Source organism: Actinoplanes aureus, assembly GCF_015704865.1.
GTDB lineage: Bacteria > Actinomycetota > Actinomycetes > Mycobacteriales > Micromonosporaceae > Actinoplanes > Actinoplanes aureus.
On record NZ_JADQTO010000011.1, the window covers coordinates 159488 to 175774 of the forward strand.

At 71.0% G+C, this 16287-nt stretch carries 17 protein-coding genes; 11 read left to right on the top strand and 6 right to left on the bottom strand.

Annotation, left to right across the window (positions count from 1 at the left end; translation table 11 throughout):
* The first annotated feature begins 25 nt into the window (after positions 1–25).
* Both I4J89_RS23795 and I4J89_RS23800 read left to right on the top strand, forming a co-directional pair.
* Positions 26–1702: a sensor histidine kinase gene (locus I4J89_RS23795; RefSeq protein ID WP_196416255.1), complete on the top strand. Its 1677-nt coding sequence runs from the start codon at positions 26–28 to the stop codon at positions 1700–1702.
* 71 nt (positions 1703–1773) lie between these two features.
* Positions 1774–2238: a hypothetical protein gene (locus I4J89_RS23800; protein WP_196416256.1), complete on the top strand. Its 465-nt coding sequence runs from the start codon at positions 1774–1776 to the stop codon at positions 2236–2238.
* A gap of 163 nt (positions 2239–2401) precedes the next feature.
* On the opposite strand, the gene I4J89_RS23805 is transcribed toward I4J89_RS23800, so the two are convergent.
* Entirely contained in the window at positions 2402–3943 is a 1542-nt protein-coding gene (locus I4J89_RS23805) for a UxaA family hydrolase (protein ID WP_196416257.1), read from the bottom strand.
* A gap of 101 nt (positions 3944–4044) precedes the next feature.
* Between I4J89_RS23805 and I4J89_RS23810 the strand changes: the two genes are divergently transcribed.
* Entirely contained in the window at positions 4045–5424 is a 1380-nt protein-coding gene (locus tag I4J89_RS23810; protein WP_196416258.1) for a tagaturonate reductase, read from the top strand.
* A 71-nt stretch (positions 5425–5495) separates the two neighbouring features.
* Complete coding sequence (locus I4J89_RS23815) at positions 5496–6140, top strand: class I SAM-dependent methyltransferase (RefSeq protein ID WP_196416259.1); 645 nt, start codon at positions 5496–5498, stop codon at positions 6138–6140.
* A gap of 189 nt (positions 6141–6329) precedes the next feature.
* Here I4J89_RS23815 and I4J89_RS23820 read toward each other — a convergent pair whose 3' ends face one another.
* The gene (locus I4J89_RS23820; protein ID WP_196416260.1) at positions 6330–6515 is read right to left on the bottom strand and encodes a hypothetical protein; all 186 of its coding nucleotides are present in this window, start codon (positions 6513–6515) and stop codon (positions 6330–6332) included.
* Between the two features lie 96 nt (positions 6516–6611).
* Here I4J89_RS23820 and I4J89_RS23825 point away from each other — a divergent pair, with 96 nt between their 5' ends.
* From I4J89_RS23825 to I4J89_RS23840, 4 genes are all read left to right on the top strand, one after another.
* Positions 6612–8225: a methyl-accepting chemotaxis protein gene (locus tag I4J89_RS23825; protein ID WP_230859460.1), complete on the top strand. Its 1614-nt coding sequence runs from the start codon at positions 6612–6614 to the stop codon at positions 8223–8225.
* Between the two features lie 81 nt (positions 8226–8306).
* On the top strand, positions 8307–8777 hold the full coding sequence (locus I4J89_RS23830; protein WP_196416261.1) for a GNAT family N-acetyltransferase: 471 nt from the start codon (positions 8307–8309) through the stop codon (positions 8775–8777).
* A 39-nt stretch (positions 8778–8816) separates the two neighbouring features.
* Complete coding sequence (locus I4J89_RS23835) at positions 8817–9599, top strand: hypothetical protein (protein WP_196416262.1); 783 nt, start codon at positions 8817–8819, stop codon at positions 9597–9599.
* A 7-nt stretch (positions 9600–9606) separates the two neighbouring features.
* On the top strand, positions 9607–10098 hold the full coding sequence (locus I4J89_RS23840) for a GNAT family N-acetyltransferase (protein ID WP_196416263.1): 492 nt from the start codon (positions 9607–9609) through the stop codon (positions 10096–10098).
* Here I4J89_RS23840 and I4J89_RS23845 read toward each other — a convergent pair.
* On the bottom strand, positions 10093–10869 hold the full coding sequence (locus I4J89_RS23845) for a phosphotransferase (protein WP_196416264.1): 777 nt from the start codon (positions 10867–10869) through the stop codon (positions 10093–10095). The two genes, I4J89_RS23840 and I4J89_RS23845, sit on opposite strands and share 6 nt — an antisense overlap.
* A gap of 63 nt (positions 10870–10932) precedes the next feature.
* On the opposite strand from I4J89_RS23845, the gene I4J89_RS23850 reads away from it, so the two are divergent.
* Positions 10933–11349 carry a PPOX class F420-dependent oxidoreductase gene (locus I4J89_RS23850; RefSeq protein ID WP_196416265.1) on the top strand — a complete coding sequence of 139 codons (417 nt, stop codon included), beginning with the start codon at positions 10933–10935 and terminating at the stop codon, positions 11347–11349.
* A gap of 83 nt (positions 11350–11432) precedes the next feature.
* Here the strand turns inward: I4J89_RS23850 and I4J89_RS23855 are convergent, their stop codons facing one another.
* Genes I4J89_RS23855 through I4J89_RS23865 form a run of 3 tightly spaced genes read right to left on the bottom strand, consistent with a single transcriptional unit; the run spans position 11433 to position 13862 of the window.
* Positions 11433–11753 carry a DoxX family protein gene (locus I4J89_RS23855; RefSeq protein ID WP_196416266.1) on the bottom strand — a complete coding sequence of 107 codons (321 nt, stop codon included), beginning with the start codon at positions 11751–11753 and terminating at the stop codon, positions 11433–11435.
* 49 nt (positions 11754–11802) lie between these two features.
* Entirely contained in the window at positions 11803–12651 is an 849-nt protein-coding gene (sigJ, locus tag I4J89_RS23860; protein ID WP_196416267.1) for an RNA polymerase sigma factor SigJ, read from the bottom strand.
* Complete coding sequence (locus tag I4J89_RS23865; RefSeq protein WP_196416268.1) at positions 12648–13862, bottom strand: PucR family transcriptional regulator; 1215 nt, start codon at positions 13860–13862, stop codon at positions 12648–12650. The genes sigJ and I4J89_RS23865 overlap by 4 nt, the downstream gene beginning before the upstream one ends.
* An 83-nt stretch (positions 13863–13945) precedes the next feature.
* Between I4J89_RS23865 and I4J89_RS23870 the strand changes: the two genes are divergently transcribed.
* Entirely contained in the window at positions 13946–15403 is a 1458-nt protein-coding gene (locus tag I4J89_RS23870) for a flavin-containing monooxygenase (protein WP_196416269.1), read from the top strand.
* Positions 15400–16266 carry an alpha/beta fold hydrolase gene (locus I4J89_RS23875; protein ID WP_196416270.1) on the top strand — a complete coding sequence of 289 codons (867 nt, stop codon included), beginning with the start codon at positions 15400–15402 and terminating at the stop codon, positions 16264–16266. The genes I4J89_RS23870 and I4J89_RS23875 overlap by 4 nt, the downstream gene beginning before the upstream one ends.
* The last annotated feature ends 21 nt before the right edge of the window (positions 16267–16287 follow it).

Below are 16287 nucleotides of genomic sequence, written 5' to 3' on the forward strand. Positions count from 1 at the left end.
GGGAATCGGTGATGGTTTGGGGGCGATGGCCGTGAACCCGGGGAGCGTTGCGGGGCGGCCGGAGGAGGTCCCGGTACGCCGGGGTTTGTGGGTGTGCGCGGCCACGGTGATCGCGGTAACCCTTGTCGTCGTGCCGATCGCCGACTACCGCCTGGCCCTTCACACGAACCTGATAAACGCGTTCTTCGTCCTCATGGCGTCGGCTGATCTGCTGACCGCGCATCTACTGATCCAGCAGTTCCTGGCCGGTGGCCGGCTGGCGACGCTAGGCCTGTCGTCGGCCTACCTCTACTCCACCCTGCTGATGGTGCCTTACGCCGTCATCGTCACCCAGATACAGCGCTTGGGCGCCGACTCCACCTGGTCCGAGGTCAGCGGACCGTGGCTATTTTTGCTACTTTTAGGCGGTTTTCCCGCGTTGGTGACGGCGCAACAGTACGTTGTCGCGGCGCTACCAGCCCGGCTGAGCGAGCTGGCCCGGACCCGGCGGCGGACCGCGGTCGCGATCGCCGCCACCGCGGTGCTCGCGCTGGTGGTCGCGATAACGGGCAGCGTCCTCGCTGCCGCGGACCGGCTGCCCCGGATATATCAGAGCGGTACGCCGACCGTGGCCGGTCGATGGGTGGTGGCCGCGACGCTGCTGGTCACGGCGCTCAGCCTGCTGGCGGTGATCAGAAATCTGTGCTACCGGCCACCGGTGGAACAGTGGGTAGTGGTGGCGATCAGCGCATCTGTGGCCACCGCGACGCTGTTCATGTTCGCTCCGTATCGCTACACGCTGGGCTATTACGTGGCACGGATTACTCTGCTGCTCTCCTCCGGGGTGGTGCTGCTGGCCCTGCTCGCCGAAACCGCGAGCCTCTACCGCCGGCTCTCGGCAGCCCACGAGGACCTCGACCGGGCGCACCGCGAGCTGAGCCGCCGGGCCGAACATCTGGCCACCGTCAATCGTGAGCTGGAGGCCGCGGGCACCTGGAAGAGCGACATCATCGCCACCCTCTCCCACGAGATCAACCAGCCCCTGGCCGTGATCTCGGCCTACTCCGAGGAACTGACCCAAGAGTGGGGTTCCACCACCGACGACGAACGCCGCGCCGCCGTCCAGGCGCTGGGCAACCGGGTCAACCAGTTGCTCGACATGGCCGCGCACCTGCTCTCGCTCTGTCGCACCGAGCCGGGCGAGATCCATACCAAGCCCGTCGTTCTGCCGGTCGAGCAGGCGCTGACCCGCGTCACCGAGAACCTGACCAAGCAGGCCCGTGTGCGGGTCAGCGTCAACTACGGCCCGCCCGGCGCGGCCGTGTGGGCCGACCCGGTGCACACCCACGAGGTGCTGACCAACTTCGTCACGAACGCGGTCAAGTACAGCCCCGGCGACATCCACGTGTCGGCGGCCCTCGACGAGACGGGCGACGAAGTCCTGCTCGCCGTCACCGACGAGGGCAACGGGGTACCGCCGGACTTCGTCGAGCACCTGTTCGACCGGTTCACCCAGGCCGAGCAGTCCGGCGGAGCGAGAACCGGCGCCGGTTTCGGGTTGTACCTGTCCAGGCTGCTCGCCGAGGCCAACCAGGGCCAGGTCTGGTACGAGGACGTCGTTCCGCACGGCGGCCGGTTCGTGCTGCGCCTGCCCTGCGCGCAGCGAAGCCCGGATACGGCGGCTTCGCTGGATCTGGTGGACGGTGAGCGTCCCTCGCTCTGACGGAACCGGTGGACGAACTGTCCCGGGTAATCTGCGTCGGCGGGCGTCCGGCGAGTACTGCGGGGGACGGGATGAGCGAGCTCTATATCAGGGTGATTCCCACAGATCCCGAATGGCAGCCCACGGCCGAGGCGGCCGCCGGGACTGCCGAGTACGTGGCTGGGCTGTTCGCCGGGTCGGGCGACCATGTCGAGGCGGTCGAGCCGGTGTTTTACGAGCGCGTCACGCTCATCGACGGCGGCGAGTACATGGAGGACGTCTTCTGCCCCCGGTGCGGCGGTGCTATCGGGATGGACTGGTTCTGGGAACTGCTGCACGCGGAGGCCGCAGTCGGGGACCTGGGCGTGACAGTTCCGTGCTGTGGGGCCGCGCTTTCCTTGTCCGCACTGCGTTTCGAGGCGCCGATCGGATTCGCGCGATTCGAGGTGAGCGTCCGGAACTGGTCGCGCGGTGCATGGGAACTCAGCGGCGAGGAACTGGCCGCGGCCGGGGCCGTTCTGGGGCATCCGGTGACGCAGGTTCACGCCCATTACTGAATCGGCGCCGGGCGGGACGGACTGGTGTTTCCCGGCGGCCGCGCTGCGGCCGGGACGGAGCGCCTGGATCGCGCGGGAGTGCGGGACGGGGTGAATCGTCGTCACTGCGCGGACGCGTACCTCGAAAAGGCGTGAGTGAAAGGCTCACCGTGCCCCGGAAGGATCAGGTGACGGCGCCGATCTGCCAGGGGACGAACTCGTCGCGGCCGAGATCGAGATCCTCGCTCGCGGTGACCCGGCCGGATGCCACCGCGAGGATCTCGTCCAGGATTCGCTCGCCGATCCCCTCCACCGTGGCGTCTCCGGTGGCGATCCCGCCGGCGTCGAGGTCCATGTCGTCGCGCATCCGTTCGTACATCGGGGTGTTCGTCGCGATCTTGATGGTGGGAACCGGTTTGGTGCCGAGCACGGAGCCGCGCCCGGTGGTGAAGCAGACGATGGTGGCGCCGCCGGCCACCAGGCCGGTCACCGAGACCGGGTCGTAGCCGGGGGTGTCCATGAAGGTGAAGCCGGACGCGGTGACCCGCTCGGCGTACTCGTAGACCGCGGTGAGCTCGGCCGTGCCGCCCTTGGCGACGGCGCCCAGCGACTTCTCCAGGATGGTGGTCAGCCCGCCGGCCTTGTTGCCGGGCGACGGGTTGTTGTCCAGGGTGCCGCCGCCGGCCTGCACGTACCGCTGCCACCAGTCGATGCGATCCAGCAGGCGCTTGCCGACCTCCTCGCTCACCGCACGCCGGGTGAGCAGGTGCTCGGCGCCGAACACCTCCGGGGTCTCGGCCAGGACGGTGGTGGCGCCCTGGGCCACCAGCAGGTCCGAGGCGTGCCCGAGAGCGGGGTTGGCGGTGATGCCGGAGTAACCGTCCGAGCCGCCGCAGTTGAGGCCGAGGATCAGCTTCGACGCCGGCACGGTGCTGCGAGTCCGCTGGTCGAGCTGCTCGATCAGGTTGCGTACGGCGGTGATTCCGGCGCGGACGGTGGCGCGTACGCCGCCCTGCTCCTGGATGACGAGGCGTTCGACGAGCGTGTCGGCCGGCGCGGGGAGGTCGTCGAGCAGGGACTCGACGGCGAGCATCTCGCAGCCGAGGCCCACGACCAGCAGTGCGCCGACGTTCGGGTGGGCCGCGTAGCCGCGCAGGGTGCGGCGCAGCAACTGCCCGCCCTCGCTGGTCGGAACCATCCCGCAGCCGGAGTCGTGGGTCAGCGCGACCACGCCGTCGACGTTCGGGTAGGCGTCCATGATCGGGCCGCGGAACTGGTCGGCGATCATCCGGGCCGTCGAGGCGGAGCAGTTCACCGAGGTCACGATGCCGACGTAGTTGCGGGTGGCGGCCGCGCCGCCGGCCCGGACGAAACCTTCGAAGGTACGGGTGAGCGGGGCGACCGGCAGCTGTACGCGGGCGGTGCCGAACTCGTACGTCTGCTCGACCGTCCCCATCGCGAGGTTGTGACCGTGCACGTGGTCGCCCGGCCGCACGTCGGAGCTCGTCAAGCCGATCACCTGGCCGTACTTGTGCACGGCGGAACCGGCCGGCAGTGCGCGTACCGCCAGTTTGTGACCCTGGGGGATCGCAGCCGTGACCGTCATGCTCACCGTGCCGTGCCGCAGGCGAAGTCCCGGCGGCAGGTCGCGCAGCGCGACCGCGACGTCGTCATCCGGGCTCAGCAGCAGTGCGTGCTCGGCCAGCGGTGCGGCTTTGTCGGACATGGCGGCACCCTTCCGCAGCGCTGGAAATTGTGGGAACGTTTGCAAAACGCATCATCACACGGCTTCGCCGGTGGCGTCCACCGGCCCGGAGGGAGACACGCGTGAGTCCACTCGGCAACGCTGTCATCGAACGGCGCTCACTGCCGGTACGCGTCATGCAGATCGGTGCCGGTAACTTCCTTCGCGGATTCGCCGACTGGATGATCCACCAGGCCAACGTGGCCGGCGTGCTGGAGCACGGTGTGGCGGTGCTGAAGGTGACGCCCCGGGCCGGCGAGGTGATGAGCGGCCTGACCGAGCAGGACGGCCGGTTCCACGTGGTGCTCGACGGCATGCGCGACGGGCAGCCGTTCACCGAGGTCACGCTTGTCGACGTGGTGCGGGAGGCGGTCGACGCGTACGCGGACTGGGACCGCTGCCGCGAGCTGGCGTGCGGCGACGATCTGCGGCTGGTCGTCTCGAACACCACCGAGGCCGGCATCGTTTACGTCGACGACGATCTCACCGCGACGCCACCCGCCTCCTTCCCGGCGAAGATGGCCGTGCTGCTGCACGAGCGGTGGCGGCACTTCGGCGGCGACCCGGCGCGGGGACTGTTCTTCCTGCCGTGCGAGCTGAACGAGGACAACGGGCAGGCGCTGCGGGACGCCGTGCTGCGGCACGCCCGGCAGCTGTCGCCGGACTTCGCCGGGTGGGTCGCGGCGCACTGCCGGTTCTACGACACCATCGTGGACCGGATCGTGCCCGGCCTGGCCGACGTCGAAGGGGACCGGCTGGCCGTCCGCGCCGAGCACTACGCCCGCTGGGCCATCGCCGGAGACCCGGCGATCCGTGACGAGTTCCCGCTCGACCGGGCCGGGCTGCCGGTCGAGTTCCTGGACGACATCCGGCCCTTCCGGGAGAAGAAGGTCCGGGTGCTCAACGGCGCGCACACCGCGCTCGCCGCGGTCGGCCCGCTGCTGGGCTGCACGACCGTGGCGGAGGCGGTCGCGCACCCGCTGGCCGGCGGCTACGTGCGGCGCTTGCTCGACGACGAGGTGCTGCCGACGCTGCCGCCGGCCGCCGTGGAGTTCGCCGGCGCGACCCTCGAACGGTTCAGCAACCCCGCCCTCCAGCACCGTCTCGCCGACATCTCGCTCAACGCGGTCGCCAAGTGGCACACCCGCAACCTGCCCGTCCTGCTCGACCGCTGGCAAGCCGGCGGCGACGCGCCGCTGACCGCGTTCGCGCTGGCAGTGCTGTTGACCGGGTACGCGGGCGGGCTCGGGACCTACCCGGCCCGCGACGATGCCGAGGTGATCAGCCGGGTACGGGACGGCTTCTCGACGGCCGATCCGGATACCTGGCTCGCCGGACTGCTGCCGTCTCTGCCGGGTGCGGTTCCCGCCGCAGCGGAGCGGCTCGCCGTTGAAGTCGCTCAGCACGTGCGTACGATTCTTGACGCCGGCGCTGCCGCGGCTCTGGAGAAGGTGACGCGCTGAGCAGTGCGGTGGCGGTACGTCCCTGTTTCTTCCGACGGCTGCCATGGTGCTGATCGGTATGGTGACCTCGCATGGATGACCTTGCGCATCAGACGCGCTACTGGGACACGGCCGGCGCGGGTAAGACCTTTATGCATCCTCTCGAGGTTGCATGGTTGGCAACAGTCGGCCGAAGCGCGCGCATCCTCGACTACGGCTGTGGCTACGGCCGGACCATGACCGAGCTCCGTGATCTGGGCTTCGCCGACGTGTCCGGCGTGGACATCTCGACAGCGCTGATCGAACGAGGCCGCCGTACTCGGCCCGGTCTTGACCTGTCCGTCATCGACTCACCGCCTTCTGTGCCCCACGCGGCTGCCAGCTTCGACGTCATCATGGTGCTGGCGGTGCTCACCTGCATTCCTGACGATCAGGTACAGGATGCGCTCGTCGCGGAGTTGGATCGCGTCTTGGCTCCCGGTGGCCTGATCTATGTCAGTGATCTCGTGCTGCAACCCGACGAACGAAATCGACAGCGCTATGCCGCGTACGTCCGGTCGGCCCGCGAGCCGTACGGGACTTTCATGACCGAGGACGGTGCTGTGTGCCGGCATCATGACCCGGGACACCTGCGCAGGCTCTTCGCACGCTTCGATCTGATCGGCGAACGCCATGTCGACACCGCGACCATGAACGGGCGCCGGGCATCAGCGCTACAGATGCTGGTACGCAAGTAGTAGCCAACCACGCTGCTGGTCATCGGCCAGAAGCGGGCACCCGGACCTCGACGTTCGTCGAACGTGCCCTGGATGGCGTTCCGCGCGGTCAGGCCGCGTCCCGCGCCGCAGAACGACGGCGTTGTCGTAGGGCTCGGCGAACAGGCTGTGCGCCGCACTGGAAGCGTCCGCCGCCCTCCGCGGAGATGATCACGGTGAGTTCGATGAGGCCGGGTTCGGCCACGGCGAGGTCCAGTCCCCGGCCCGCCACCGGTACGCCTCCTGCCGCCCGGCGCCGGCGGGCAGTCGCCAGGACAGCCGGGGCCGGCCGGAACCGACGCGGGCGGTCGCGCCGGACGGGTGGTGTTCGACCCGGAGATTCAGCGGACTTTTCACGGCTGCGAGCATGTCCGCTCAAAACCGAGTGCGCTAGGTTTTGGACCCTGCCGAATCGGCCCTGACCAGCGCTCCCGGTGCGTATGGTCAGCGGTGATGATGCGCTTTCTCCGGAACCTGAAGATCGGTGTGCGGCTCGGTGCCGCGTTCACCGTGATCTGCCTGTGCATGCTCACCGCCCTCGGTTTCGGGCTGTGGGGCCAGGAGCGGTCCCGCTCCGCCGCCAAGGACGTCGCGGCAGCGACCGCCGCCCGCCAGGCGGCCATGCTGGCCAAGTTCCGCACCGCCGACTTCAACGGCTGGCAGACCGGGTACGCGTTCGACACCATCCGTGGCGTCAAGGGCGCCACCGACGACTCGGTCGGGCAGCGTGCGTCCTTCCTCGCCTCCACGGCCGCCTTCCGCGAGGATCTCGCCAAACTCGAATCCCTCGGGCTGACCGCCGACGAGCGGGCTCAGGTCGACGCCGTTCAGCAATCCTTCGAGCAGTTCATGGCGGTCGACGGGCGGATCATCGCCGGCTACCGGTCCGGCACCCGCGCGGGGACCCAGGAGGCGAACGGGCTCGCCTCCGGCGAAGCCCTGGAGCTGATGACCGCGATCATCGGCTCGGTCGACCGGCTGGTGGAGTTCACCAACGCCCGCGGGACAGCCGCCCAGCAGGAGGCCGACGACACCTCCGCGACGGCCGAGACCTCCATGATCGTCGCGGGACTGCTCTGCCTCGTGCTCAGCGTGCTGATCGCCGTCGTCGTGACCCGCAGCATCACTCTGCCGCTGGCCGCCACCGTCGCCGTTCTCCGGGACGTCGCGGACAAGGACCTGACCGTGCGAGCCCCGGAGACCGGCCGTGACGAGCTCACCTCGATGGGCCGCGCGGTGAACCGTACGCTCGACGTGCTGCGTACCGCGTTCGCCACGATCACCGAGAACAGCCGCACCCTCTCCGACGCCGCCGGCGAGCTGACCGCCACCTCCACCCGGATCGCGGCCGCCGCCGACTCGGCCTCCGGCCAGTCCGACATGATCGCCAGCTCCGCCGAGGAGGTGTCCCGCAGCGTGCAGACCGTGGCCGCCGGCACCGAGGAGATGAACGCCGCGATCCGGGAGATCGCCGACGGCGCCGGCCGGGCCGCCGGGGTGGCCGCCACCGGCGTGGACAGCGTCCGCACCGCCACCGAGACCATCGACCGGCTGGGCCGCTCCAGCAACGAGATCAGCGGTGTCGTCAGCCTGATCACCTCGATCGCCGAGCAGACCAACCTGCTCGCTCTGAACGCCACCATCGAGGCCGCCCGCGCCGGCGAACTCGGCAAGGGCTTCGCCGTCGTCGCCGGCGAGGTCAAGGACCTCGCCCAGGCCACCGCCCGCGCCACCACCGACATCAGCGACCGGGTCCAGGCGATCCAGGAGGACACCGGGTCGGCCGTCGCCGCCATCAACCGGATCGCCGAGATCATCGGTGAGGTCAACGAGCACTCCACCACCATCGCGGCCGCCGTCGAGGAGCAGACCGCGACCACCGCCGAGATGGGCCGCAACATCGTGGAGGCGGCGACCGGCTCCGGCGAGATCGCCGCCGGCATCACCGGGGTCGCGTCCGCCAGCCAGGACACCGCCCGGGGGGTCGTGGAGTCCCGGCAGACCGCCGAGCAACTGGCCAGCATGTCCCACCAGCTGCGCGACCTGGTCGGCCAGTTCCGCGTGTAGCGCCGGCAGCAGCGCTGGTGGGCGGGACGGTCCCGATTCGGCGGGACAGCCGGTCACGCGTACCGCTGATAGGTTCGCCGGATGGATGTTGCGCTGCGGCCGATCGCTGATGCCGACCTGGATGTGCTCTTCGATCACATGCGCGACCCGGAGTCGGTGAAGATGGCGGCCTTCACGGCCGCCGATCCGGAGGATCGGGTGGCGTTCGACGCGCACATGGCGCGGCTGCGCGCGTCACCGGAGGTGACGTTGCGTGCGGTGACCGCCGACGGGCGGCTGGCCGGCAGTGTGGCCGCGTTTGTCATGGAGGGCGACACCGAGGTCACCTACTGGATCGGGCGGGAGTTCTGGGGGCGCGGCATCGCGGGGCAGGCCCTGGCGCTGATGCTCGAGCTCGTTCCGGACCGGCCGCTGTTCGCGCGGGTGGCGGCCGACAACGCGGCGTCGATCAAGGTGCTGCTGAGGTCCGGATTCGTGGTCGTCGGGGCCGAGACCTCGTACGCGAACGGGCGCGCCACCGAGATCGAGGAGACGATCATGCGGCTCGGATGAATGGGCCCCGACCGGCGGACATCTGACAAGATCCCCGGCATGAATCCCCCGAGCCGAGACCTGATCCGGCGCATCGTGTTCGACCCCGGCTTCTGGGACGGATACCTGGACCGGGACGACGAGGAGGACCCGCCGGAGTGGACGAGCCTGTCGCTGCTCACCGCCGGTGAACGGACCCTCGGCCTCGAGGTGATGCTGCACCCCACCCTGATGCGGGTGATTCTGCGGCACGGCGACGCCGAGCTGCCGCAGCTGGGCTACGACGACGCCGCCGAGGCGTACCTGCCGTGGATCTTCCGGTGGGACGAGCTGGACCGGATCGCCCGGCTGGCCGCCCTGCGCGATCCGGATCTGCGGCACCCCGGGCCGTTCGTCGCGCTGCTCTCCCGGTTCACGCCGATGACCACATCGGAGGAGCGTGCGGTGGCCCAGCCGGTCCTGGCGGCCGCGCTGCGAGCGCTGGACGGGGAACCCCTGGCCTACCACCTCGAGCACTGGGACAACTGCGCCGCGCAGGGTGGCTATCGGTGGGTCCAGGACGGCGGCGGGTGGGTACTCCAGGGCGAGTACACCATGCGCGAGCGGGCGAACCCGGAGTTCCCGCACCGGGACCTGGCGGTTTTCATGGGTGATGTCGACGCGGCTCTGGCGGCGACCGTCGAGCCGGGCTGGCGGGCGGTCGCCCGGGCGGAAGCGGATCCGGCCGAACTGGCCCGGCGGCTCGGTGCGGCCGGATGTGAGCATCCGGTGATCCTGCGGGCGCTGGTCGACGCGGTTGACGCGTACGAGACCGGATGGGTGCTCGACCTGCTCAGAGGGTGAGGCGGACATGCTGCGGTCGCTGACGTACCGGGACTGGCCCGCGGTGCACGACTGGGCCCGGCTGCCGGAGGCCTGCCGTTACCAGGCCTGGGGTCCGAACACACCGGAGCAGACCCGGGACTTCGTCCGGGAGGCCGCGCGGCCGTCGCGGACCCGCTTCGTCTTCGCCGTGCTCGACGGGGACGAGGTGGCCGGGATCGGCGAGCTCAACCTGCGTGGGCCGCACCAGGCCGAGATCGGCTACGGCATCCACCCGGACCGGTGGGGTCGCGGTCTCGCCACCGCGGCCGCCCGCCGGCTGGTCGACCTGGCCTTCGCGGAGCACGCCCGGCACCGGGTCTTCGCCACCTGCGACCCGCGCAACGTCGCATCGGCCCGGGTGCTGCGGAAACTGGGCCTGCGACACGAGGGCCGGATGCGTGAGACCGAGCTGATCCGCGACGGCTGGCGCGACTCCGATCTGTACGCCGTCCTCAGCCACGAATGGACCGGCTCATAGGCCGAGGGCGGTGGCCGCGCGGTCGTACCGGCGGGCCTCGTCGTCGAAGTCCGCGTCCACGAGCTCGTTCGTGGTGGCCATCCGGAACAGCAGCGCCCGGGCCACCGCCGTGGCCGGCACCTCCAGCCGCCGCCACAACGACGCCGGGGCGTCATGCCAGCAGAGCGCGTCGGCGATCACGACGCCCTCGGCGTACGCGGGCGGCCGCCAGTACGTCGACACGTCGATGACCGCCGGCGGCAGACCCGGCGCGAAGAGCACGTTCCCGCTCAGATCGCCGTGCACGATCTGCGCCGGTCCGAGCGGTCGCAGCGCGGCTCGCAGCCGTGCCGCCAGACCGGCGAACGCGGGGTGGAAGCGGGTGGTGCGCTCGCCCCAGGCCACCCGGTCGGCCAGCGCCCACCGGTCGTGCCGCGTGTCCAGGTCGTCCGGCCGGGGCAGATCCGCCACGGCCCGGTGGAACGCCCGCCCGGCGGCGAGAATCGCCCGCCAGGTGTCGACCTGGGAGTAGTCCGGTGAGCTGCCGGCCACCCATCGGGTGGCGGTCCAGCCGTCATGGACGAGGTCGCCGTCCCGGGTGGTGACCGGAGCCGCGAGGCGGAAGCCGTCCGGGACCACCGACGCCAGCCAGGCGGGTGCCGGGCCGTCGTCCGGCTTGAACACCAGGTCGCCGGCGGCCCAGGAGGTGCCGCGGCCGCCGGCCAGCGGGGCCGGCTGCCCTTGTGCCCCGAACGCGCGCAGGACGGCCGGCGAAGGCCGCTGGGACGACATGGCCGGAACGGTAAAGCGGCGAGCCCTTGACTTCAATCAATATTGAGGTTGCAGGGTGGGTCCATGGCGTTCACCGAGATCGAGATCCACTACCTGGCCGGGCAACGGCTGGGCCGCCTGGCCACACTGCGCCCGGACGGGACCCTGCAGAACAGCCCGGTCGGCTACCGCTACCACGCGGCCACCGGGACCATCGACGTCGCCGGTCACCGGCTGACGGACAGCCGCAAGTACCGCAACGTGGCCGCCAACGGCCAGGTCGCCTTCGTCGTCGACGACTTGGTGTCCACCACCCCGTGGCGGGTCCGGTGCCTGGAGGTGCGCGGAACCGCCGAGGCGATCGAGCACCCGGCCGACTCGCCGTACGGCGACGCCCCGATCATCCGGATCCACCCGCGCCAGATCATCAGCTTCGGCCTGGACGAGCTCGACACCGAGCCGCACCAGCTGGTGCCCTCCAACCGGAAGGTGGCCGGCTAGGGTCTTGCCCGGCCCAACGTGAGTGCTGTCTGGCGGCCGTTGAGACAGCATTGAGCGTGGGCCAGGACCCTGCCTACGGCTAGCTAGCGCTGCACCAGGTTCGCGGCGAGGGCGGCCACCGAGGCGCCGAAGTAGACCGCCCACGCGCCGAGCCGGAAGTTCCGGGCCCGCACGTGCGCCCCGAGCGCGCCCAGGAAGTACAGCACCAGCCCGGCCGCGGCGAGCACGCTGACCGGTGGCAGGAGCAGGCCGATCGCCCCGGCCGCCAGAAGTACGCCGAGCGGCCGTACCCAGGACCGGGGCACCCTGTTGCGGTCCGCCTCGCGCTTGGGGTAGTCGGCGCCGATCAGGTTGGCGACCGCGGCCGCACCGGTGAGGGCCGCGGTGAGGTAGATGATGAGCATTCCCCACGGACGGGGCGCCCCGACGAGCCGTGACGCCGTGTGCGCCGGGTCACACCACTCCGGTCAGCTTCGCCGGATTGCTCACCACGTGCAGGGTCCGCACCATCCCGTCGAACACGTGCAGGGTCATCGCGAGCACCGGCGCCGGCCCCGCCATGACCACCAGCCCCGGCCCGCCGTTGATCTCGGCCGGCCGGATGACCGAGCCGGCCGGCCGCTGCCGGGACAGCACCAGCAGAGCCCGGGCCACCAGGGCCCGCTCCCGGATCGGTTTGCGGGGCGCGCCGGTCGTGCCGCCGCCGTCGCTCAGCATCGTCACGTCCGGCGCCAGCACCGCCATCAGGGCCGCGACATCGCCGCTCTCGCACGCCGCCCGGAACCGCTCGGCGACCACCCGCCGGGTCGCCGGGTCGCTGTCATATCGGCGCTCCCGCGCCTCGACCGCGGACCGCGCCCGGCGCGCCAGCTGCCGCACCGCCGGCTCCGCACGACCCAGCAGCGAACCGATCTCACCGTACGCGTAACCGAATGCCTCATGCAGCACGAACACCGCCCGCTCCAGTGGTGTGAGCGTCTCCAGGATCAGCAGGAGCGCGGTGGAGACCGACTCGGCGCGGACCACGTCCTCGGCGACGTCCGGCCGGGTCAGCAGCGGCTCGGGCAGCCACGGGCCGACGTACGCCTCCCGGCGCACCCGCGCACTGCGCAACTGGTCGATCGCCAGCCGGATGGTCACCCGCACCAGATAGCCCTCCGCGTCGGCCACCGTCCCCGGGTCGACACGGTTCCATCGCAGCCAGGCCTCCTGCACCACGTCCTCGGCCTCGGTGACGCTGCCGAGCATCCGGTACGCGACCGCGAACAGCAGACCGCGATGCTCGGTGAAAGCGGCCGTCATCGGCCACGCCAGTGCAGGACCTCCAGGGCGACGGCGACGTGCACGCTGCCGGTCGCGAGAGGGCGGGGGAGCAGCTGATCGGCCCGGTGCAACCGGCGCAGCAGGGTGTTGCGGTGGGTGAACAGCCGCTCGGCGGCGCGGGAGGCGTTGCACTGCTCGGCGACGAACACCCGGACCGCGTCGACGACCTCCGGTGGTGCGGTCTCCAGGCGGCCCAGGGTTCGCTTGATGAAGTCGTCGGCCCGCTGCGGATCGTGGGTGATCAGCGAGACCAGCTCGACCTCGTCGTGCGTGGCCAGCTGCTGCGGGGACGCCAGCCGGGCCAGCATCCGCTGGGTGGTGAGGGCGTGCAGGTGGCTGCGGCGGAAGCCGTCCAGGTCGGCGTCGGCCGGGCCGAGGGCGAGGCGTACGGCGGGCAGCCCGGCCAGTGCGGCACGCAGCCGGACCGGATCGGGGTGGCCGTGCACCCAGACCCAGCGGGTGGCCGCGCTCGCCGTCACGCTGAGCGGATGCGCCTCGCCGGCGACCGTGGCGAGCAGATCGGCGGCCCGGTCCAGGTGTCCCAGGTCGGAGTCCGGGTCGTCGCTCCAGATGATCGCCGCGGTGTGCGTACCGGTCAGGGGGTAGCCGAGCCGTGCCTCCGCGCGCGGCCGGCCGATCGGCGCCCCGTCCAGCAGCAGCATCACGGTCTCCCGGCGCTCGGCATGGCTGCCGCGGGTCAGGTCGGCGCGCTCGGACTGCATGCGTGCCGAGATCGCGGCCACGGTGTCGTCGATGAACGTGGAGATGGACCGGCACGACACGTCCAGCAGTTCGCTGAGCTCGGCCGGGTCGGTGGTCAGGGTGAACGCGACCCGGGTCCACAGCCGCAATGACACGCCCTGGCCGATCCGGTACGCGTCCAGGGCGGACTCGTTGAGGCCACGGCGTACCAGATCGCGGGCGACCGCGACGGCCGGCTCGCTGAGCACCACCGGCACGCGGGCGCCCGGGTCGTTGATGTTGGCGGCCGCCCAGGTGGCCAGGTTGGCGCGGTTGGTGCGGCGGGTGCCGGCCGCCAGGACCGGGTCGGCCGCGATCGCGTGCATGTTGCTGCCGGACAGGATGGCGTCGTCCAGCTCGGCCAGCCAGGCGGGCCGGGGATTGAGGACGATCGTGGCGCCGCGCCGGATCAGCTCCCGGACCGGTTTCGACGGCAGCTCCCACGCCATGGGTGCAGTCTGCACCACTGACGCCTCAGATCGCAGCACACCGTCACTGCGCCGCCGTGCCATGATCACGCATGATGGGCGGCATGGACCTCGACGTCGTCATCGTCGGCGCCGGCATCTCCGGCATCGGCGCCGCGTACTACCTGCAGCGCGACCATCCCGGGCGGGACTACGCGATCCTGGAGGCGCGCGGGGCCAGCGGCGGCACCTGGGACCTGTTCCGCTATCCGGGCATCCGGTCCGACTCGGACCTGCACACCTTCGGGTACGAGTTCGCGCCGTGGACCGACGACCACTCCATCGCCACGGCGGACCGGATCCTGGCGTACGTGCGCCGGACCGCCGCCGAGCACGGCATCGACAAGCGGATCCGCTACCACCACCGGGTGGTCGCCGCCTCGTGGTCGTCCGCGCAGGCCCGGTGGACCGTCGAGGTGGAACGCGGCGACACCGGCGCGACCGAGCGGCTGACCTGCCGGTGGATCTTCTCGGCCGGCGGCTACTACCGCTACGACCAGGGGTTCACGCCGCACTTCGAGGGGCGCGAGCGGTTCCGTGGTGAGATCGTGCACCCGCAGCACTGGCCCGAGGAACTCGACTACGCGGGCAAGCGGATCGTGGTGATCGGCAGTGGTGCCACCGCGGTCACCCTCGTCCCGGCGCTCGCCGAGACGGCGGCCCACGTGACGATGCTGCAGCGCACACCGAGTTACGTCATGCCGGTGCCGGCGAAGGACGCGCTCGGCAACCGGCTGCGGAGCCTGCTCGGTGAGGAGCGCGCGTACCCGATCATCCGCCGCAAGAACATCGTGAAGGGGCGCCTGATCTGGCAGTTCTGCCAGAAGTATCCGAGGGCGGCGCGCCGGCTGATCCGATGGGTGAACACCCGTCAGCTTCCCGACGGCTATCCGGTCGACGAGCATTTCAACCCGCCCTACGGGCCGTGGGATCAGCGGCTGTGTGCCGTACCCAATGGTGATCTTTTCCGGGCGATCCGCAACGGCCGCGCGTCGGTGGTGACCGACCGGATCGCGTCGTTCACCGAGACCGGCATCCTGCTCGAATCGGGCGCCTCGCTCGAGGCCGACGTGATCGTCACCGCCACCGGGCTGAACGTGCAGGCGATGGGCGGGACACGGCTGACCGTCGACGGGCGGGCGGTCGAGCTGGCGGACACCGTCGCCTACAAGGGGATGATGCTGTCCGGCGTGCCGAATCTCGCCTACGCGGTCGGCTACACCAACAGCTCCTGGACGCTGAAGGTCGGGCTGCTCTGCGAGCACTTCTGCCGGCTGCTGAAGCACATGGACGAGCACGGGTACGACACCTGCCGCCCATCGCTCGCGGACCCGGACATGCCGACCCGGCCGTTCCTGGACTTCGGCGCCGGGTACATCCGGCGGGTCGTCGACCAGCTGCCCCGGCAGGGCGACCGGATGCCCTGGCTCACCTCGATGAGCTACTCCTCCGACGTCGCACTGCTGCGTTCCGCCGAAGTCACCGACCCGGAGCTGCGGTTCTCCGCACTGGTGACGGCATGAGCGACGACTTCGTCGGGCTGCCCGGCGGTCCACGAATCTGCTACCGGGTCCACGGCACCGGCGAACCGCTGCTGCTCATCGCCGGGCTCGGCCTGGACCTGACCAGCTGGCCACAGCGGATGATCGACCGCTTCACCGGCGCCGGATTCCAGGTGATCCGCTTCGACAACCGGGACGCCGGATGCTCGTCGCGCATCGACACCCCACCACCCGGCCGGCTGCGGCAGCTGTTCGCCCGCCCCCGCCCGGACGCCTACGACCTGGGCGACATGGCCGCCGACACGATCGGCCTGCTCGACCACCTCGGCGTCGAACGGGCCCACCTGGTCGGCATGTCGATGGGCGGCATGATCGCGCAAACCGTCGCGGCCCGGCACCCGGACCGCGTCGCCACCCTGACCTCGATCTTCTCCACCACCGGCCACCGCCGGGTAGGGCAGCCCGCCCGGTCCACGCTGGTCCGGATGGCCCGGCGCCCGGCCCGCAGCGTCGACGAGTCGGTGCGGCGGCACCTCGCCATGCTGCGGCACATCGGCTCGGCCGCTTTCCCACCCGACGACGACCTGGAACGCGCCTGGGCCGCCGGGCTGTGGGAACGCACCGGCGGCCGGCAGGGCATCCCCCGCCAGATCAGTGCGATCCAGGCCAGCGGCGACCGTACCGCCGAGCTGGCCCGGATCACCGCGCCCACCCTGGTGGTCCACGGTGATGTCGACCGGATGGTGCATCCCAGCGGTGGCCGGGCGACGGCGCGGGCGATCCCCGGTGCCCGGTATGCCGAGATCAGCGGCATGGGCCATCACCTGGCGCCGGGCGTCGTCGACCGGCTCGTGGATCTCACCACGGGATTGGTGCGGCTGTAGCCAGCGTCCGGCGGGTATCTG